13 protein-coding genes and 1 riboswitch are annotated in these 19247 nt (G+C 74.9%); of the genes, 4 read left to right on the top strand and 9 right to left on the bottom strand.

Annotated features, from left to right (window positions below):
• Window positions 1-44: 44 nt before the first annotated feature.
• Window positions 45-3674: a cobaltochelatase subunit CobN gene (gene cobN / locus ACH4SI_RS18890; RefSeq protein WP_398296883.1), complete on the bottom strand. Its 3630-nt coding sequence runs from the start codon at window positions 3672-3674 to the stop codon at window positions 45-47.
• A 28-nt stretch (window positions 3675-3702) separates the two neighbouring features.
• Window positions 3703-3827, bottom strand: a riboswitch (cobalamin riboswitch).
• A gap of 88 nt (window positions 3828-3915) precedes the next feature.
• Here cobN and cobG point away from each other — a divergent pair.
• Genes cobG through ACH4SI_RS18875 form a run of 3 tightly spaced genes read left to right on the top strand, consistent with a single transcriptional unit; the run spans window position 3916 to window position 7525 of the window.
• Window positions 3916-5325, top strand: a complete 1410-nt coding sequence (gene cobG / locus ACH4SI_RS18885; protein ID WP_398296882.1) for a precorrin-3B synthase — start codon at window positions 3916-3918, stop codon at window positions 5323-5325.
• Window positions 5326-5333: 8 nt separating this feature from the next.
• Complete coding sequence (locus ACH4SI_RS18880) at window positions 5334-5984, top strand: precorrin-8X methylmutase (RefSeq protein ID WP_398296881.1); 651 nt, start codon at window positions 5334-5336, stop codon at window positions 5982-5984.
• The gene (locus ACH4SI_RS18875) at window positions 5981-7525 is read left to right on the top strand and encodes a precorrin-2 C(20)-methyltransferase (protein WP_398296880.1); all 1545 of its coding nucleotides are present in this window, start codon (window positions 5981-5983) and stop codon (window positions 7523-7525) included. Before ACH4SI_RS18880 ends, ACH4SI_RS18875 begins: the two co-directional genes overlap by 4 nt.
• Here ACH4SI_RS18875 and ACH4SI_RS18870 read toward each other — a convergent pair.
• Entirely contained in the window at window positions 7510-8274 is a 765-nt protein-coding gene (locus tag ACH4SI_RS18870) for a cobalt-precorrin-6A reductase (RefSeq protein WP_398296879.1), read from the bottom strand. The two genes, ACH4SI_RS18875 and ACH4SI_RS18870, sit on opposite strands and share 16 nt — an antisense overlap.
• Before the next feature lie 53 nt (window positions 8275-8327).
• Here ACH4SI_RS18870 and ACH4SI_RS18865 point away from each other — a divergent pair, with 53 nt between their 5' ends.
• Complete coding sequence (locus tag ACH4SI_RS18865; protein WP_398296878.1) at window positions 8328-9470, top strand: cobalt-precorrin-5B (C(1))-methyltransferase; 1143 nt, start codon at window positions 8328-8330, stop codon at window positions 9468-9470.
• 804 nt (window positions 9471-10274) lie between these two features.
• Here ACH4SI_RS18865 and cobM read toward each other — a convergent pair.
• From cobM to ACH4SI_RS18830, 7 genes are read right to left on the bottom strand one after another with little or no spacing between them, the layout of a single operon-like run.
• Window positions 10275-11045: a precorrin-4 C(11)-methyltransferase gene (gene cobM / locus ACH4SI_RS18860; protein ID WP_398296877.1), complete on the bottom strand. Its 771-nt coding sequence runs from the start codon at window positions 11043-11045 to the stop codon at window positions 10275-10277.
• Window positions 11042-12283 carry a precorrin-6y C5,15-methyltransferase (decarboxylating) subunit CbiE gene (cbiE, locus tag ACH4SI_RS18855; RefSeq protein WP_398296876.1) on the bottom strand — a complete coding sequence of 414 codons (1242 nt, stop codon included), beginning with the start codon at window positions 12281-12283 and terminating at the stop codon, window positions 11042-11044. Before cbiE ends, cobM begins: the two co-directional genes overlap by 4 nt.
• Window positions 12284-12330: 47 nt before the next feature.
• Entirely contained in the window at window positions 12331-13080 is a 750-nt protein-coding gene (locus ACH4SI_RS18850) for an acyltransferase (RefSeq protein ID WP_398296875.1), read from the bottom strand.
• A 37-nt stretch (window positions 13081-13117) separates the two neighbouring features.
• Entirely contained in the window at window positions 13118-13834 is a 717-nt protein-coding gene (locus tag ACH4SI_RS18845) for a (2Fe-2S)-binding protein (RefSeq protein WP_398296874.1), read from the bottom strand.
• The gene (meaB, locus tag ACH4SI_RS18840; protein WP_398296873.1) at window positions 13827-14825 is read right to left on the bottom strand and encodes a methylmalonyl Co-A mutase-associated GTPase MeaB; all 999 of its coding nucleotides are present in this window, start codon (window positions 14823-14825) and stop codon (window positions 13827-13829) included. The genes ACH4SI_RS18845 and meaB overlap by 8 nt, the downstream gene beginning before the upstream one ends.
• Entirely contained in the window at window positions 14825-17068 is a 2244-nt protein-coding gene (scpA, locus tag ACH4SI_RS18835; RefSeq protein ID WP_398296872.1) for a methylmalonyl-CoA mutase, read from the bottom strand. Before scpA ends, meaB begins: the two co-directional genes overlap by 1 nt.
• On the bottom strand, window positions 17068-18966 hold the full coding sequence (locus ACH4SI_RS18830; RefSeq protein ID WP_398296871.1) for a methylmalonyl-CoA mutase family protein: 1899 nt from the start codon (window positions 18964-18966) through the stop codon (window positions 17068-17070). Before ACH4SI_RS18830 ends, scpA begins: the two co-directional genes overlap by 1 nt.
• Window positions 18967-19247: the final 281 nt, after the last annotated feature.

Genomic DNA, 19247 nt, shown 5'->3' with positions numbered 1-19247 from the left:
CCGCCGCCCGTCCGACGCTCGGGAGATCCGGAGGATCCGGAGGATCAGTCGTCCCCGCCCTCCAGGCCGCCCTCGGTCTCCAGGAACAGCTCCCGGACCCGCTCCAGCACCTCCGGGTCCGGCTGCTCCCACAAGCCCCGGCTCTCGGCCTCCAGCAGCCGCTCGGCCATGCCGTGCAGCGCCCAGGGGTTGGCCTCCTCCAGGAACGCGCGGTTCTCCGGGTCGAGCAGATAGGTCTGGGCCAGCTTGTCGTACATCCAGTCGGCGACCACGCCCGTGGTGGCGTCGTAGCCGAAGAGGTAGTCGACGGTGGCGGCCAGCTCGAAGGCGCCCTTGTAGCCGTGCCGGCGCATCGCCTCGATCCAGCGCGGGTTGACCACCCGGGCCCGGAAGACCCGCGAGGTCTCCTCGTGCAGGGTGCGGGTACGCACCGTCTCCGGGCGGGTGGAGTCGCCGATGTACGCGGCCGGGGCGGTGCCCTTCAGGGCGCGCACGGTGGCGACCATCCCACCGTGGTACTGGAAGTAGTCGTCCGAGTCGGCGATGTCGTGCTCGCGCGTGTCGGTGTTCTTCGCCGCGACCGCGATCCTGCGGTACGCGCTCTCCATCTCCTCGCGCGCCGGACGGCCCTCGAGACCGCGGCCGTAGGCGTAGCCGCCCCACACCGTGTAGACCTCGGCGAGGTCGGCGTCGGTGCGCCAGTCGCGGCTGTCGATGAGCTGGAGCAGGCCCGCGCCGTACGTCCCCGGCCGGGAGCCGAAGATGCGGGTGGTGGCGCGGCGCTCGTCGCCGTGCTCGGCGAGGTCGGCGCGGGTGTGGGCGCGTACGTAGTTGACGTCGTCGGCCTCGTCCAGGGACGCGGCGAGCCGTACGGCGTCGTCCAGCAGCCCGACCACGTGCGGGAAGGCGTCGCGGAAGAAACCGCTGATGCGCAGCGTGACATCGACGCGCGGGCGGCCCAACTGGTCGGCGGGCACGGGCTCGAGCCCCGTCACGCGCCGCGACGCGTCGTCCCACACCGGGCGGATGCCCATCAGCGCCAGCGCCTCGGCCACGTCGTCGCCGGAGGTGCGCATGGCGCTCGTGCCCCACAGCGACAGGCCGACCGACCGCGGGTACTGGCCGTCGTTGTCGGCGCGGTAGCGCTCGAGCAGCGAATCGGCGAGCGCCTGGCCGGTCTCCCAGGCGAGCCGGCTGGGCACGGCCTTGGGGTCGACGGAGTAGAAGTTGCGACCGGTCGGCAGGACGTTGACCAGTCCCCGCAGCGGCGATCCGGACGGCCCGGCCGGGACGAAGCCACCGCTCAGCGCGTGGACGGCGTGATCGATCTCGTCGGTCGTGGCGGCGAGGCGCGGCACCACCTCACGGGCGGCGAACTCCAGGATCGCGGTGACGGCGGCCCGCTGGGCCTCGGGCAGGTCCAGGGCGGCCTTCTCGGCGGCCTCCGGGACCCAGTCCGCGTCCTCCATCGCCTGGACGAGGGCGCGGGCGCGCTCCTCGGCCTCGTCCGCGTTCGAGCGGGTGGCGGCCGACTCGTCCAGGCCCAGCGCCTCGCGCAGCCCGGGGAGCGCCGACGTACCGCCCCAGATCTGACGGGCGCGCAGGATGGCCAGCACGAGGTTGACGCGCTCGGGTCCGGTCGGCGCGCCGCCGAGGACGTGCAGACCGTCGCGGATCTGGGCGTCCTTGACCTCGCACAGCCAGCCGTCGACGTGCAGCAGGAAGTCGTCGAAGCCCTCGTCGTCGGGCCGCTCCTCGAGACCCAGGTCGTGGTCGAGCCGGGCGGCCTGGATGAGGGTCCAGATCTGGGCGCGGATGGCGGGGAGCTTGGCCGGGTCCATGGCGGAGATGGCGGCGTACTCGTCCAGCAGCTGTTCCAGCCGGGCGATGTCGCCGTACGAGTCGGCGCGCGCCATCGGCGGTACGAGGTGGTCGACGAGGGTGGCGTGGACGCGGCGCTTGGCCTGGGTGCCCTCGCCGGGGTCGTTGACCAGGAAGGGGTAGATCAGCGGCAGGTCGCCGAGCGCGGCGTCGGGGCCGCAGGCGGCGGACAGGCCCGCGTTCTTGCCCGGCAGCCACTCCAGGTTGCCGTGCTTGCCCAGGTGCACCATGGCGTCGGCGCCGAAGCCGCCGTCGGCCTCGGGGGTCGCCATCCAGCGGTAGGCGGCCAGGTAGTGGTGCGAGGGCGGCAGGTCCGGGTCGTGGTAGATGGCGATGGGGTTCTCGCCGAAGCCGCGCGGCGGCTGGATGACGACCAGGAGGTTGCCGTGGCGCAGCGCGGCGAGGACGATCTCGCCCTCGGGGTCGCGGCTGGTGTCCACGAACATCTCGCCGGGCGGCGGGCCCCAGTGCTCCTCGACCGCGTCGCGCAGCTCCCGCGGCAGCGTGGCGTACCAGCGGCGGTAATCGGCGGCGGGGATACGGACCGGGTTCTTGGCCAGCTGCTCCTCGGTGAGCCAGTCCTGGTCGTGGCCGCCCGCCTCGATGAGGGCGTAGATCAGTTCGTCGCCGACGCCGGAGACCAGGCCCGGGAGGGAACCCTCGCCGTCCTCGGGGCCGAAGTCGTACCCTTCGGCGCGCAGTCGGCGCAGCAGGGCGACGGCGCTGGCGGGGGTGTCGAGGCCGACCGCGTTGCCGATCCGGGAGTGCTTGGTGGGGTACGCGGACAGGACGAGCGCGAGGCGCTTGTCGGCCGCCGGTATGTGCCGGAGCCGGGCGTGTCGTACCGCGATTCCGGCGACACGCGCGGCGCGCTCGGGGTCGGCGGCGTAGACCGGCAGACCGTCCTCGTCGACCTCCTTGAAGGAGAACGGCACGGTGATCAGCCGCCCGTCGAACTCCGGGACGGCGACCTGGGTCGCGGCGTCCAGCGGCGACAGACCCTCGTCGTTCTCCTCCCACGCGCGGCGCGACGAGGTCAGGCACAGCGCCTGGAGCACGGGGACGTCGAGCGCGGCGAGCGCGCCCGCGTCCCACGCCTCGTCGTCGCCGCCCGCCGACGCCTCGGCGGGGCGGGTGCCGCCCGCGGCGAGCACGGTGGTGACGACGGCGTCGGCCGCGCCGAGTGCCTCGATCAGCTCGGGCTCGGGGGCCCGGAGGGAGGCGACGAACAGCGGCAGCGGGCGTCCTCCGGCGTCCTCGACGGCCTGGCAGAGCGCCTCCACGAAGGCGGTGTTGCCGCTCATGTGGTGGGCCCGGTAGTAGAGCAGGGCGATCGTCGGGCCGGTGACGTCCTCGCGCGCGCTGCGCTCCAGCGGCCCCCAGGTGGGGGCGGGGGCGGGCGGTTCGAAGCCGTGGCCGGTCAGCAGCACGGTGTCGGACAGGAACCGGGCCAGCTGGCCCAGATTGGCGGGGCCGCCGTGCGCGAGGTAGGCGTGCGCCTCGGCGGCGATCCCCACGGGGACCGTGGACGCCTCCATGAGCTGGGCGTCGGGAGCCTGTTCACCGGTGAGGACGACGACGGGGAGGTCGCCCGCGAGCAGGGTTTCGAGGCCCTCCTCCCAGGCGCGGACGCCACCGAGCAGCCGCACGACGACGAGTTCGGCACCGTCGAGGAGCCCGGGCAGATCGTCGAGCGCGAGCCGCGCCGGGTTGGCGAGACGGTACGGCACCGGGCCCGTGGCCGCACGGGCACTGAGCAGGTCGGTGTCGGAGGTCGACAGCAGCAGAATCATGGCTCAGCGCCTTCCTCGGGGTCCGCGCCCCGGCGGGTGGGAAGACGGCGGGAGTTCCTGGCTCGCACGGCGGGCTGCCGTGCTCACAGTGGCGGGACCGCACCGGATTCGCACCGGTTTCCTCCCCTTGACGCCGTCTTGTGCGTCCAGCGGGCCACATGGCCCGCCGCAGAGCATAGTAGGCGTTGCTGACCTGGCACGGGACAGTGAGGGCCGACCGGACGTCGGTATGCTCGCCGCCATGTCCCTCCCCCCGACAACCGTCCCACTTGCGAACGAAGCGCCCTCTCAAGCGCCCTCGCGGCGGGCGCGCGGTCGCGATGACGCCTGCCCCGGCGCGCTGCGGCTGCACCCCGCGGACGACGGCTCGCTGGCCCGCATCCGGATACCGGGCGGGCTACTGACGGCAGGTCAGGCGCGGGTGCTGGCGCGGGCGAGCGAGGAGCTGGGGGACGGCCGGCTGGGCCTCACCTCGCGGGGCAATCTCCAGATCCGCGGCCTGGACGCGGCATGCGGCGGCGAGCTGGCGGCCGGTCTGCGGGAGGCCGGACTGCTCCCCTCCGACCGGTACGACCGGGTGCGCAACATCGTGGCCTCCCCGCTGAGCGGCCTGGACGGCGCCGGATACGGCGATGTCACGGCGTGGGCGCGGGAGTTGGACGCCGCGCTGTGTGCAGGTGAGTGGGAAGAGTTGTCCGGCTTGTCGGGCCGTTTCCTGTTCGCGATGGACGACGGCCGCGGCGATGTGGCCGCGTTGGGCGCGGATGTGACATTGATCGCAACGCGCGACGGCGGAGCGGTGCTACGGGTGGGCCCCGGCGCGTCCGGCGTGTCGGACACGGGGTTCGCGCTGGAGGTGTCGGCGCGGGACGCGCCGCGCGCCGCCGCGCTGGCCGCCGTGGAGTTCCTGGCCAGGGCCCGGGCGAGCGGTACGCGGGCGTGGCGGGTGCGCGAACTGCCCGCGCAACACGCCGTGACCGCCGACGGCTTGGCGGCGCGGCTCGCGGACGAGGGTGCCGAAGCCGTACGTATCGGACACGACAGACCGGGTGGCACGCCGGGCGCGCCGCCCGCGCCGGGCGTCGTGTCCGGGCCGGACGGGTGGCACGCCGTGTCCGTCCTCGTACCTCTGGGCCGGGTCGGCGCCGCGCAGTGGCGGCTGCTGGCCGGGCTCGCCTCCCGGGACGGGTCGGACGCGCTGCGTGTGACACCCTGGCGCGGCGTGGTGCTCCCGGGCTTCACCGCGGACGGCGCGGCGCACGCGTCACGGGAGGTGGCCGACGCGGGGCTGGTGACCGATCCGGACTCCCCGTGGACCGGGGTCGGCGCGTGCACGGGACGGCCGGGCTGCGCCAAGTCCCTGGCCGATGTGCGCGCCCACGCGGAGCGCGCGGTGGCGGGCGCTCCCCGCTCCCCTGACGCCGACGCGCCGCCGGTGTACTTCTCCGGCTGCGAGCGGCGCTGCGGCCACCCCGGCGGCCGCTGGGTGGACGCGCTGGCCACCTCCGGTACGGACTACCGGCTCACCGTACGAGACGCGCAGGGCCCCGACGGCGCGACCGGCGCGACCGGCGTCGGCGAAACAGACGTGGCAGACGTAACGGCGGAGCAATTGGCCGACGCCGTGGCGGCGGCCCGCGGAACGGCATGATCAACGACATGATCGAGGACACAGTGTTCGACTACGAGAAGGACGGGGCGGCCATCTACCGCGCCTCCTTTGCCACCATCCGCGCCGAGGCGGACCTGGGCGGCCTCCCCGCCGACGTCAGCCAGGTCGTGGTGCGGATGATCCACGCGTGCGGCATGGTCGACCTGGTCAAGGACCTCGCGTACACGCCCGGGGTGGTCGCGCGGGCCCGGGAGGCGCTGCGCGCCGGGGCGCCCGTGTTCTGCGACGCCCAGATGGTCGCCAGCGGCGTCACCCGCAGGCGGCTGCCCGCGGACAACGACGTGGTGTGCACGCTGTCCGACCCCGCCGTACCGGAGTTGGCGCGACGCATGGGGACCACGCGCAGCGCCGCCGCGCTGGAGCTGTGGCGGGACCGGCTGGAGGGTTCGGTCGTGGCGGTCGGCAACGCGCCCACCGCGCTGTTCCGTCTGATGGAAATACTCGAAGAAGGCGGGGCGGGCGCGCCGCGCCCGGCCGCCGTCATCGGCGTGCCGGTCGGGTTCATCGGCGCCGCCGAGTCCAAGGACGCGCTGGCCGGACATCCGGCGGCGCCCGACCATCTGGTGGTGCGCGGCCGACGCGGCGGCAGCGCCATCGCCGCGGCCGCGATCAACGCGATAGCGAGCGAGGAAGAGTGAGCGAGCAGCAGCGACAGGCGACGCCCGCGGCGAAGGGTCCGAAGGGCCGGCTGTACGGCGTGGGCCTCGGTCCCGGTGACCCGTCCCTGATGACGGTACGGGCGGTGGAGGTCATCGCCGGGGCCGATGTGGTCGCGTACCACAGCGCCCGGCACGGCCGCAGCATCGCGCGTTCCATCGCCGAGCGGCATCTGCGGCCCGACCACATCGAGGAGCGGCTGGTCTACCCGGTCACCACGGAGGGCACCGACCATCCGGGCGGCTACCGGGGCGCGATGGAGGAGTTCTACACGGAGGCGGCGGCGCGGCTCGCCGCGCATCTGGACGCGGGGCGCACGGTCGCGGTGCTGGCCGAGGGCGATCCGCTGTTCTACGGCTCGTACATGCACATGCACAAGCGGCTCGCCGACCGCTACGACACCGAGGTGATCCCCGGCGTGACCTCGGTGAGCGCGGCGGCCGCCCGGCTCGGCGCGCCGCTGGTGGAGGGCGAGGAGGTGCTGACGGTCCTCCCGGGCACGCTGCCCGAGGAGGAGCTGACGGCACGTCTCGCGACGACCGACGCGGCGGCGGTCATGAAGCTCGGCCGCACCTTCCCGGCCGTGCGGCGCGCCCTGGAGCGTTCGGGGCGGCTCGCCGACGCGCGGTACGTGGAGCGCGCCACGATGAGCGCGGAGCGCACCGGGCCGCTGGGCGAGGTCGACCCGTCGTCGGTGCCCTACTTCTCGGTGGCGGTGCTGCCGAGCCGCGTCGGCACACCGGCCGCCCCGGACGCCGCCGCGTCCGGGCGCCCGGGCGAGGTCGTGGTGGTGGGCCTGGGCCCCGCCGGTCCGCTGTGGCTCACCCCCGAGGCGCGCGGTGAGCTGGCCGCCGCCGAGGACCTGGTCGGCTACACCACCTACCTGGACCGGGTCCCCGTACGCCCCGGCCAGCGGCGCCACCCCTCCGACAACAAGGTGGAGGCCGAGCGCGCCGAATTCGCCCTCGACCTCGCCCGGCGCGGGCGGCGTGTCGCCGTCGTCTCCTCGGGCGACCCCGGGGTGTTCGCCATGGCCACCGCCGTGCTGGAGGCCGCGTCCGAGGACCCGTACCGCGACGTCCCGGTGCGCGTGCTGCCCGGCATGACCGCGGCCCACGCCGCGGCCGCCCGCGCGGGCGCGCCGCTCGGCCACGACTACGCCGTCGTCTCGCTGTCCGACCGGCTCAAGCCGTGGGAGGTCATCGCCGGACGCCTGGCCGCCGCGGCCGCCGCCGACCTGGTCCTCGCCCTCTACAACCCCGGCTCCCGCAGCCGGGTCTGGCAGGTCGGCAAGGCCCGCGAACTCCTCCTGGAACACCGCGCGCCGGACACCCCGGTCGTCCTGGGCCGCGACATCGGCGGCCCCGAGGAGAGCGTCCGCATCATCCGGCTGGCCGACCTCGACCCGGCCGAGGTGGACATGCGCACGATCATCCTGGTCGGCTCCTCCCAGACCCGCACCGCCCGCCGCGGCGACGGCACCGAGATCGTCTGGACCCCGCGCCGCTACCCGGAGGTGTGACGCCCCCGAAGCCAGGCGACGGCCTCGGCGGGGGTCCGGACCACCGGGACGTCCTGCGGGGCGGGTGGGCGCTGGACCACGACCACGGGGATTCCGGCGTCGCGGGCCGCGGTCAGCTTGGGGGCCGTGGCGCCGGCGCCGCTGTCCTTGGTGACCAGGACGTCGATGCGGTGGCGGCGCAGCAGCTCGGTTTCGCCTTCGTAGGTGAACGGGCCCCGGTCGAGGATCACCTCCATACGGGGCGGGGCCGGGGGCTCGGGGGCGTCCACCGAGCGGACCAGGAACCACGGCTCGGCGAGGTGGGCGAAGGCCGCGAGTCCCATGCGGCCCGTGGTGAGGAAGACCCGCTCCCCCAGGTCCGGCAGCAGCCGCGCGGCCTCCTCCAGGGAGGCCGCCGGGTGCCAGCGGTCGCCCGGACCCGCCACCCAGCCGGGGCGGCGCAGGGCGAGCAGGGGAACATGGACGGCGGCGGCCGCACGGGCCGCGTTGAGACTGATCGTGTCGGCGAAAGGATGGGTGGCGTCGATGAGCGCGTCCACCTGGTGCTCGCGGAGCCAGTGGGCCATGCCCTCGGGGCCCCCGAACCCGCCGATCCGCACCTGCCCGGCGGGCAGTCGCGGTTCGGCGACCCGGCCCGCGAGCGAACTGGTGACGCGCAGGGCGGGATCGCCGTCCAGCTCCGCGGCCAGTCGGCGGGCCTCGGTGGTGCCGCCCAGGATGAGCACGTGGCGCGCCGGTGCGCTGTTCATCGGATGCCTTTCGTCGCCGGTGCGCCCGTCATCGTATGCGCGGCGGGTGGCCCATGGCTGAGGCGGAGACCGAGGCGGCCGGGGGTCGCGGGGCGCAGCTGGAGCGGACCGGGCTGCGGCCCGGGTGGACCACCGGGGCGTGTGCGACGGCCGCGACGACCGCCGCGTACACCGCGCTGCTCAGCGGCGAGTTTCCCGATCCGGTGACGATCGCGCTGCCCAAGGGGCAGCGGCCCGCGTTCGCGCTGGCCGCCGAGGAGCTGGCGGCGGACCGGGCCATGGCCGCGGTCGTGAAGGACGCCGGGGACGATCCCGACGTGACGCACGGCGCGCTGGTACGGGCGACCGTACGGGCCCTGCCGCCGGGCGGCGGCGTGGTGTTCCGGGCCGGGCCGGGCGTCGGCACCGTCACCCGGCCCGGGCTGCCGCTCGCGGTGGGCGAACCCGCCATCAACCCCGTGCCGCGCCAGATGATGCGCGACCACATCGCCGCGGTCGCCGCCCGCCACGGCGGCAGCGGTGACGTCGAGATCGAGATCGCCGTCGACCACGGTGAGGAGATCGCCCGTAGTACGTGGAACCCCCGCCTGGGCATCCTCGGCGGGCTGTCCATCCTCGGGACGACCGGCATCGTCGTGCCGTACTCGTGCTCGGCCTGGATCGACAGCATCCGGCGCGGGGTGGACGTGGCACGAGCGGCGGGACGGCGGCATGTGGCGGGATGTACGGGGTCGACCTCCGAGAAGGTGGCGGTGGCCGAACACGGGCTGCCGCAGGACGCCCTGCTGGACATGGGTGACTTCGCGGGCGCCGTGCTCAAGTACCTGCGCCGCCACCCGGTGGACCGGCTGACGATCGCGGGCGGCTTCGCCAAGCTCTCCAAGCTCGCCGCGGGCCACCTGGACCTGCACTCCTCCCGCTCCCAGGTCGACAAGTCCCACCTCGCCGACCTGGCCCGCCGCGGCGGCGCGGACGAGGAACTGACGGCGGCGGTCGCGGCCGCCAACACCGGCCTGGAAACGGTCCAGCTGTGCGCGGCCCGAGGCGTCCCCCTCGGCGACCTGGTCGCCGCGGCGGCCCGCGACACGGCCCTCGGCGTCCTGCGCGGGGCCCCGGTGGCGGTCGACGTCATCTGCATCGACCGCGCGGGCACGATAGTGGGCCGCGCCGCCCCGCGCGGCCCACGGGACGCCTGACGCGGCCGGCGCGCACGCCGTACCCCGCGCCGCGTGCGGCGCCCTCCCCGGGCGAGAGGCGGCTGCCGCCGCGGGAACACGGTCTCCGGCCGACCGACGCCGTGGCGCCGGCGCGGCGCGAGGCACGGTCCCCGTCCGACGCCAGGTACGGTGCCTGCCCGCCACGGGACACGGGGCCCCGCCCGACGCGACGGGTGGCGCGAGGCGGCACCCGTCGCCCGGCACCGCGCGGCCCGGGACGCGCCGCCCGCCGGGCGCAAAGGGCGTTACCCGGCCCGCCTTCGCGTGGCAGTCGCCGGACGCGGGCGGCGGCGCGGCGTGAAGCGCAGCGCCTCCCGGCACGGGGCGCAGGCTCCACGCGGCGCGAGGCGCGGTACCCAGCCGACGCGGGACGCGCCCCGCCCGGCACAGAGCACAGCACCCGCGCGCAATGCGGTGTCCTGCCCGGTACAGCGGGGGCTTGGCCGCCGAACCGGGGCACCGAGGCGCCCGAGGGTAGGGGCGCCGTACCCACCCGGCGCGGGGTGGCGCGCCCGCCGGATAGGGAACGCAGCGCCGGCCGGCACGGGGCACGGGCCCCGCAGGGCGCGAGGCGCGGTGCACAGCCGATGCGAGAGGCGGACCCGCGCAGCCCGCGCGACGCGGTGTCCCGCCCGGTGCAGCAGGCGTCCGGCCGACGAGCCCAATGGCACTACCGGGCCGCCGGCGGGGCCCCGCCCGGCCGCGCGGTGAACCGGCGGGCGGTGGTGAGGTGTTCGCGTACCCGGGCGCGATGGGTCACGGTGGCGTGGGCCGACGGGTTGCTCAGGCGTCGGGCGTGGCGCACGGGGTGTGGGAGCGGGTGCGCTCAGCCGAGTAGAGGTGGCTGTCGCGGAACTGCTCGGCGGCCAGGGTTCGGCCCACCATGATGACGGCCGTGCGGACCACACCGGCCGTCTTCACCTGGTCCGCGATGTCCGCCAGGGTGCCGCGCAGCACCAGTTCGTCGGGGCGGCTGGCCATGGCGACCACGGCGGCCGGGCAGTCGGGGCCGTAGTGCGGGAGGAGTTCGTCGACCACGCGGTCCACGTAGCGGGCGGCGAGGTGCAGGACGAGCAGGGCGCGGCTGCGGCCGAGGGTGGCGAGGTCCTCGCCGTCGGGCATGGGGGTGGCCTGCTGGGCGATGCGGGTGAGGATGACGGTCTGGCCGACGGTCGGCACGGTCAGCTCGCGGCCCAGCGCCGCGGCCGCGGCGGCGAAGGCGGGGACGCCGGGGACGACCTCGTACGGGATCCCGGCCGCGTCGAGGCGCCGCATCTGCTCGGCGACGGCGCTGAAGACGGCCGGGTCGCCGGAGTGCAGCCGGGCCACGTCGTGCCCCGCCTCGTGGGCGGCGGTGAACTCGGCGGTGATCTGGTCGAGATGGAGCCCGGCGGTGTCGACGAGCCGGGCGTCCGGCGGGCATTCGGCCAGCAGTTCGCGCGGTACGAGGCTGCCCGCGTAGAGGCACACCTGGCAGCGGGCGAGGGTCCGCGCGCCGCGCAGGGTGATGAGATCGGCGGCGCCGGGGCCCGCGCCGATGAAGTACACCGTCATCGTGTCTCTCCTGGGACTGGGTCTTTGGTGGTGGACCACTGGGTGACCGGCATCGCCTGGCGCCAGCCGGTGAAGCCGCCCACGGGGGCGGCGTGGGAGACGGCGAGGCGGATGAGGTCGCCGCCGTGGCGGCTGTACCAGGCGGTGAGCAGGGCTTCGGATTCGAGGGTCACGGTGTTGACCACCAGGCGCCCGCCCGGGGGGAGGGCGGTCCAGCATGCCTCCAGGAGACCGGGGGTGGTGGCGCCGCCGCCGACGAAGACGGCGTCGGGCGCGGGCAGGCCGGTGAGGGCGGCCGGGGCGGCGCCGGTGACGACGCGCAGGGCGGGGACGCCCAGGGTGGTGGCGTTGCGGGTGATGCGTTCCGCGCGTACCGGGTCGCGTTCGACGGAGACCGCGCGGCAGGCGGGGTGGGCGCGCATCCATTCCACGGCGATGGAGCCGGAGCCGCCGCCGACGTCCCACAGCAGTTCGCCCGGGGCGGGGGCGAGGGCGGCGAGGGTGGCGGCGCGGATGTGGCGTTTGGTCAGCTGGCCGTCGTGTTCGTACGCGGCGTCCGGCAGCCCGGGGACGGCTGACAGGCGCGGGGTGTCCGGCGCCGGGGCGCAGTCGAGGGCGATGACGTTGAGGGGGTCGCCGGGCTGGTGGGGCCACGCCTCGGCGGTGCCCTCGATGGCGTGTTCCCGCGCACCGCCCAGCTGTTCCAGGACCCGCATCCGGGTCGGGCCGAAGCCGCGGTCCCGCAGCAGCCCGGCGACCTCGGCCGGGGTCCCGGCGCCGGCGCTGAGGACGAGCAGCCGGCGGCCCGGGTACAGGGCGCGTGACAGGGCGGCGAGGGGGCGGCCGACGAGGCTGATCACCTCGGTGTCCTCCTGCGCCCAGCCGAGCCGCGCACAGGCGTGGGAGACGGACGACGGATGGGGCAGCACCCGCAGCGCGTCCGGGCCCAGCAGCTCGGTGAGGGTGCGCCCGATGCCGAAGAACATGGGGTCGCCGCTCGCCAGTACGCAGACGTGGCGCCCGGCGTGCGCGGCGAGCAGCCCGGGGATCGCGGGGCGCAGCGGCGACGGCCACGGCACCCGCTCGGCGGCGCATTCCGGTGGCAGCAGGTCGAGTTGGCGCGGGCCGCCGATGACAGCCTCGGCCGCGCGCAGTGCCTCGCGACCGGCCGGGGCGAGCCCGTCCCATCCGTCGGCGCCGATGCCGACGACGGTCAGGGGGTCGGGTGGTGGGCTCACAGGGGTTCCTCGTGGTTCGGTGGCGGCTCTTGCACTCTACTGACCTGCTACGACGCTCCCGCCTCCGGCTCCGCCTCGGCCAGCGCCAGCAGCTCCTCCACCGTCATGCCGGCCGGTATCGGCTCGGGCGCGGGCGTCCGCAGCGGCGGCTGCCAGCCGTCCTCGGGGGCCCAGCGCCGGATGACGCGGGCGGGCGCCCCGGCGACCACGGCGTGGTCGGGCACCTCACCCCGTACGACCGCGCCGGCCGCGACGACGACGTTGCGGCCCAGCCGCGCCCCGGGCAGGATCACGGCGCCCGCGCCCAGCCAGCTTCCGGAGCCGATCTCGACGGGCGCGGAGCGCGGCCACTGCCGTCCGATGGGCTGGTGGGGGTCGTCGTACGAATGGTTGTCGCTGGTCACGTAGATGTACGGACCGCAGAACACGTCATCGCCGAACACCACGTCCCGGGAGGCGATGACGTGGCTGCCGCGGCCCAGGATCACGCCGTTGCCGAACCGCAGAATGGGGCCGGGGCCGAGGTCGAGGCCGGGCATCATGCCGACGGTGAGCGTGACCTGTTCGCCGATGACGCAGTGCTCGCCGAGTTCGATCCACGGCTCGCCGAAGATGGTGCCCTGGGGGAACGCCAGCCGGGTGCCGGCGCCGATGCGGCCGAAGCGGTACGGGCCGGGCCGCTCGGCGGTCACCGCGCCCGCGCGCTGGACGGCGCGCCATCCGCGGTGCACCAGCCGGGACGTGGCGCGGCGGCGCCACGCCCGCCAGGATGAGAACACGTTCTCGTTCATCGGCATTCGCACACCGTATCGAGTCCCGGCGCGTCCGTCCGCGTCAGCCCGGTGACTTCCGCAGGACGCAGTCCCCGCACAGCCCGCCGCCCGGCACCCGGTAGTACAGGCAGCAGCTGCGGCGCCGGAAGGCGGGCGGCGGGGCGGTCAGCTCGCCCGCGCCCCGCAGCGGCGGCTGCGCGAGCAGGTCGCGTACCAGCCCCGCCGCCCGGTCGGCGGCCTCCGCCCGGCCCCGGGCGCGGCACCAGTCGTCCAGCACCCGGAGCGAACCGGTGAGCGCGGAGGCGGCGTTGCCCCACAGTAGACGCCCCGAGACCCGGTACCCCCGCGTCACGGCGGAGTGCAGGGGCAGCAGATGAGCGTACGCGGAATCGGCCAACTGCCCGGCGAGCCCGCCCGGTTCGCCCATCACCCGCGCCGGACCGGGCCACCACAGATCGTCGGGCGCGGTCCGGGCCGGGTTCCACCACAGCTGATCGGGACGCAGATCCGGCACCCGGCCGGAGAGGGCCGCCGGGCCGAGCGCGAGCGCCCACAGCCGGGCGGCGAGCCCCTGGAAGACGAGGGAGGCCGCGACCCTCGGCTCATCGGTGCGCAGGCCGGCGCCGACCGACTCCACCCGGCCGCGCAGCAGGGGCGCGGCGGCGCCCCCGCCGGTCACCCGGTAGGCCTCGCCGATCCGCGCGTACCCCTCCTCACCCGGATCGCCGGGGCCGGTGCGCAGGGCGAAGAACGGCCCGATCCGGGCCTCCTCAGACACCGTCGGCCGGGCCCCTGAACGCCTCCAGCAGCCGGTCCGCCGCCAGCGTCGCCGTCAGCGTGCCGTCGCGGACCTCCTGTTCGAGGCCGGGCGCGAGGCGGCGCACCTCGGGGTGGGCGTGCAGCCGGGCGAGCAGCTGGTCGCGCACCATGGACCAGGTCCAGCCCACCTGCTGGTCGCGGCGCTTGGCCTCCAGCGCGCCGGTGGCCTCCAGCACCCTGCGGTGCTGCTCCAGCCGCTCCCACACCACGTCGAGCCCGGTGTTCTCGCGCGCCGAGCAGGTGAGCACCGGCGGGTTCCACGGGGCGTCCGGCGGCTGCAACAGCCGTAGCGCGCCCGCCAGTTCGCGGGCCGCGGACTTGGCGTCCCGGGCGTGCGGACCGTCCGCCTTGTTGATGGTGACGACGTCGGCCAGCTCCAGGACGCCCTTCTTGATGCCCTGCAGCTGGTCGCCGGTGCGGGCCAGGGAGAGCAGCAGGAAGGTGTCCACCATGTCCGCGACGGCGGTTTCGGACTGACCCACGCCGACGGTTTCCACGAGCAGCACGTCGTAGCCCGCGGCCTCCATCACGACCATGGACTCGCGGGTGGCGCGGGCGACCCCGCCGAGCGTCCCGGCGCTCGGCGAGGGCCGTACGAAGGCGTTCGGGTCGACGGCCAGCCGCTCCATCCGGGTCTTGTCGCCCAGGATGGAGCCGCCGGTACGGCTGGAGGACGGATCGACGGCGAGCACCGCGACCTTGTGGCCGAGCCCGGTGAGCATGGTGCCCAGGGCGTCGATGAAGGTCGACTTGCCCACCCCGGGCACCCCGCTGATGCCGACCCGCCGCGCCCCGCCGGTGTGCGGCAGCAGCTCGATCAGCAGCCGCTGGGCGAGGTCGCGGTGGTCGGCCCGGGTGGACTCGACGAGGGTGATGGCGCGGGCGATGTACGCGCGCTTGCCGTCGAGCACGCCCTTGGCGTACTCCTCGACGTCGATCGTCCGCGGCATTACAGCTCGTGGCCGAGGTCGGCGGCCAGCTTCCGCACCAGGTCGTGGGCGGCGTCCGGGATGACCGTGCCCGGCAGGAAGACGGCGGCGGCACCGGCCTCGTGCAGGGTCTGCACGTCCTGCGGCGGGATGACGCCCCCGACGACGACCGTGATGTCCTCGCGGCCCGCCTCGGCCAGCTGCTCGCGCAGCGCGGGCACCAGCGTGAGGTGGCCGGCGGCCAGCGACGAGACGCCGACGATGTGCACATCGGCCTCCACCGCCTGCCGGGCGACCTCCTCCGGCGTCTGGAACAGCGGGCCGACGTCGACGTCGAAGCCCAGGTCGGCGAAGGCGGTCGCGATCACCTTCTGGCCGCGGTCGTGCCCGTCCTGGCCCATCTTGGCGACCAGGATGCGGGGTCGGCGGCCCTCGGTGCTCTCGAACTTCTCCACCAGCGCCCGGGTGCGGTCCACACCGGACGACGGTCCGGCCTCGTCTCGATACACACCCGCGATCGTACGGATCTGGCCGGAGTGGCGGCCATAGACCTTCTCCAGCGCGTCGGAGATCTCCCCGACGGTGGCCTTGGCGCGAGCGGCGTCCACGGCGAGCGCGAGGAGGTTGCCCTCCAGGCCGCTGCCGGGGCCGGACTCGGCGGCGGCGGTGAGCGCGCGCAGCGCGTCCTGGCAGGCGGTCTCGTCGCGCTCGGCGCGCAGCCGTCGCAGCTTCTCGATCTGCTGGGCGCGGACCGCGGAGTTGTCGACCGCCCGGACCTCGATCTGCTCGTCGCTGCCGCTTTCGGGGCGGTACTTGTTGACGCCGATGACCGGCTGGCGGCCGGAGTCGATCCGGGCCTGGGTGCGGGCCGCGGCCTCCTCGACGCGCAGCTTGGGGATGCCCGCGTCGATCGCCTTGGCCATGCCGCCGGCCGCCTCGACCTCCTCGATGTGCTGCCAGGCCCGGCGCGCCAGGTCGTGGGTGAGCTTCTCGACGTACGCGCTGCCGCCCCACGGGTCGATCACCCGCGTGGTGCCCGACTCCTGCTGGAGCAGCAGCTGGGTGTTGCGGGCGATGCGGGCGGAGAAGTCGGTGGGCAGGGCGAGGGCCTCGTCCAGGGCGTTGGTGTGCAGCGACTGGGTGTGGCCCTGGGTGGCCGCCATCGCCTCGACACACGTACGGGTCACGTTGTTGTAGACGTCCTGCGCGGTCAGGGACCAGCCGGAGGTCTGCGAATGGGTGCGCAACGACAGCGACTTGGGGTTCTTCGGGTCGAACTGCTTGACCAGCTTGGCCCACAGCAGGCGCGCCGCCCGCAGCTTGGCGATCTCCATGAAGAAGTTCATGCCGATCGCCCAGAAGAACGACAGCCGCGGCGCGAACGCGTCCACGTCCATCCCGGCGCCGAGCCCGGCCCGCAGGTACTCCACCCCGTCGGCGAGGGTGTACGCCAGCTCCAGGTCGGCCGTGGCCCCGGCCTCCTGGATGTGGTAGCCGGAGATGGAGATGGAGTTGTAGCGCGGCATCCGCTGCGAGGCGTAGGCGAAGATGTCGGAGATGATCCGCATCGACGGCTGCGGCGGATAGATGTAGGTGTTGCGGACCATGAACTCCTTGAGGATGTCGTTCTGAATGGTCCCGGCCAGCTTCTCGGGCGGTACGCCCTGCTCCTCGGCGGCCACGATGTACAGCGCGAGGATGGGCAGCACCGCGCCGTTCATCGTCATCGACACCGACATCCTGTCGAGGGGAATGCCGTCGAAGAGCTGCCGCATGTCGTAGATCGAATCGATGGCCACGCCCGCCATGCCGACGTCACCGGCGACCCGCGGGTGGTCACTGTCGTAGCCACGGTGGGTGGGCAGGTCGAAGGCGACCGACAGGCCCTTCTGCCCGGCCGCCAGGTTGCGGCGGTAGAACGCGTTGGACTCCTCCGCGGTGGAGAAGCCCGCGTACTGCCGGATCGTCCAGGGCTGGTTGACGTACATCGTCGGGTACGGGCCGCGCAGATACGGCGCCACGCCCGGGTAGGTGTCCAGGAAGTCCACGCCGTCGAGGTCCTCGGCGGTGTAGAGCGGCTTGACGCCGATGCCCTCGGGGGTGTCCCACACCAGGTCCTCGACGCCCTTGCCGACGCTGTCCTGCACCGCGGCGGCCCAGGCGGCGGAACCGGCACCGCCGGTCGCCTGCTCGTCGGCCGGTCCGTCGAACTCGACGGCCGAGAAATCCGGGATCCTGCCCGCTTCCACCGGATTGCCGCCCATCACCGCACCCCCATGATGTCCAGAGCCGAGGACAGCACCTCGACCGCGTCGCAGCCGGCGAAGACGAAACCGTCCACCCCGGCCCGCTCGTACTCTGCCTGAAGTGTCCCGGGCCGTCCGGCCAGCAGGACCCGGGCCGCCCCGGCGGCCTTCAGCCGCTCGGCCACGGCCACCGCCTGCTCCGCGTACACGGTGTCGCTGGAGCACAGGCAGGCCACGCTCGCGCCGCTCGCGGCGAACGCCTCGGCCACCGACTCCGCGTCGACCGTGGCCGGTTCCTGCACGGCCTCGATGCCGCCCGCCTGGAAGAGGTTGGCGGCGAAGGAGGCGCGGGCGGTGTGCACGGCCGCGGGCCCCAGCGCGGCCAGGAACACCCTGGGCCGGGCGCCCCGGTCGGCCAGATGCGCGTCGGAGCGGGCGCGCAGCGCCTCGTACGCCTCGTCGCGGCGCACCCGCGGCAGCCCGCCGCCGGGCCGTTCCGGCGCGGCCTCGCGCGTCACCGGCGGCTCGGCGAGGTTCGGGAACTCGCTCACGCCGGTGATCGGCTCCTTGCGGCGGGCGAGGTCGCGCGAGCGGCGCTCCCAGGTGGCGGCCAGCCGGTCGCGCACCAGCCCGGAGGCGAGGGCGGCGGCCAGTCCCCCGGCCCGCTCGATCTCCTGGAACCAGGCCCACGCGGCGCGGCAGATCTCCTCGGTCAGCGACTCGACGTACCAGGAGCCGCCGGCCGGGTCGATCACCCGGGCCAGCCCCGACTCCTCCAGCAGGATCGTGGAGGTGTTGCGGGCGATACGGCGGGCGAAGTCGTCCGGCAGGCCGATCGCGCTGTCGAACGGCAGCACCGTGACCGCGTCGGCGCCGCCGATCCCGGCGGCCAGGCTCGCCACGGTGGTGCGAAGCATGTTCACCCAGGGGTCGCGCCGGGTCATCATCACCGGCGAGGTGACCGCGTGCTGGCGCTGGGCGCACTCCGGTGAGGCGGTCGTCGCCCCGCACGCCTCCGCCACCCGCGCCCACAGCCGCCTGGCGGCGCGCAGCTTGGCGATGGTGGTGAACTGGTCCGCGGTGGCCGCGTAACGGAATTCCAGCTCGGCACAGGCCGCCTCGACCGTCATCCCGGCCCCGGTCAGCGCGCGCAGATACGCCACTCCGGCGGCCAGCGAGCAGCCCAGTTCCTGGGCCACCCCGCCGCCCGCCTCGTGGTACGGCAGCGCGTCGACGGTGAGGGCCCGGACGCCGCGGTGGTCGCGGTAGCAGGTGGCGGCCAGGTCCGCGGCGGCGGCCAGGTGGGCGGGCAGGTCCGCGTCCCGGCCGGTGCGGGCCACCAGGCCCAGCGGGTCGGCGCCCAGGTTGCCGAGCGCCGCGTGCGGCGGTACCTGACGGTCCCCGTACAGCCGCAGCAGGGCGCGGGCCGCGGCCTCGAAGCCGGCGCCCGCGTCGAGAACGACGGGGGCGAGGTCGAGGTAGACGCCGGTCAGGGCCTCGGGCAGCGCGTCGACGGCCATCCCGCCCTCGCCGACCGCCAGCCACACCGACCCGGCGCCGTTCTCCAGGTCCGCGAGCACGGCCCGGTTGGTGGTGCCCGCGTCCGGGTGCGCGTGGCGCTGGCGTACGTCCCAGCCGGAGGCCGCGGACCCCGCGGGGCGCGCGCCGCGCAGATACGGGGCGAAGCCCGGGTAGCCGGAGTGGCCGGGGTCCTGGGGCGCGTCCTGGGACGTGTAGAGGGGACGGACGGTGATGCCGTCCTCGACCTCGGTCGCGAGGGCCGCTTCGGCGCTTGCGCCCGTGGCATCCGACGCGCCGGTTTTACGCAGCACACCTTCCACGAGGCGGTGCCACTCGTCTCGCGTCACATCCGGGAATTCGTCGGCTAGGGGAAGCCCGTCGGGCAGGACCGTCATGGAAGGGAGGCTAACGGCCTCGGCTAAAGCCGCAGCAGAGGGTAGAGCTGTGAGCTTACTCTCGGCCCCGGATGCCCGGTTCCGACCGATTACCGGCCGGTAAGTCAGAGGTTTACGGGGGCCGTAGGGGTTGCCGCCACACCGGGCGCGGATGCGGTCGCGGCGTCGCTCGCGGGGTGGCCCCGACCGCGGGAGAGTGCCCTCACACAGAGGCCCGCCCGGTGCGACGGGGGATGCACACCGGGCGGGCTCAGTGACCTTTTTACCGCATCCACCGGGGG

Origin of the sequence: Streptomyces sp. NPDC021212 (genome assembly GCF_044332925.1) — a bacterium.
Classification (GTDB): domain Bacteria; phylum Actinomycetota; class Actinomycetes; order Streptomycetales; family Streptomycetaceae; genus Streptomyces.
Note: the sequence above shows the minus strand (reverse complement) of the source record. Positions and strands in the feature narration are given on the sequence as shown.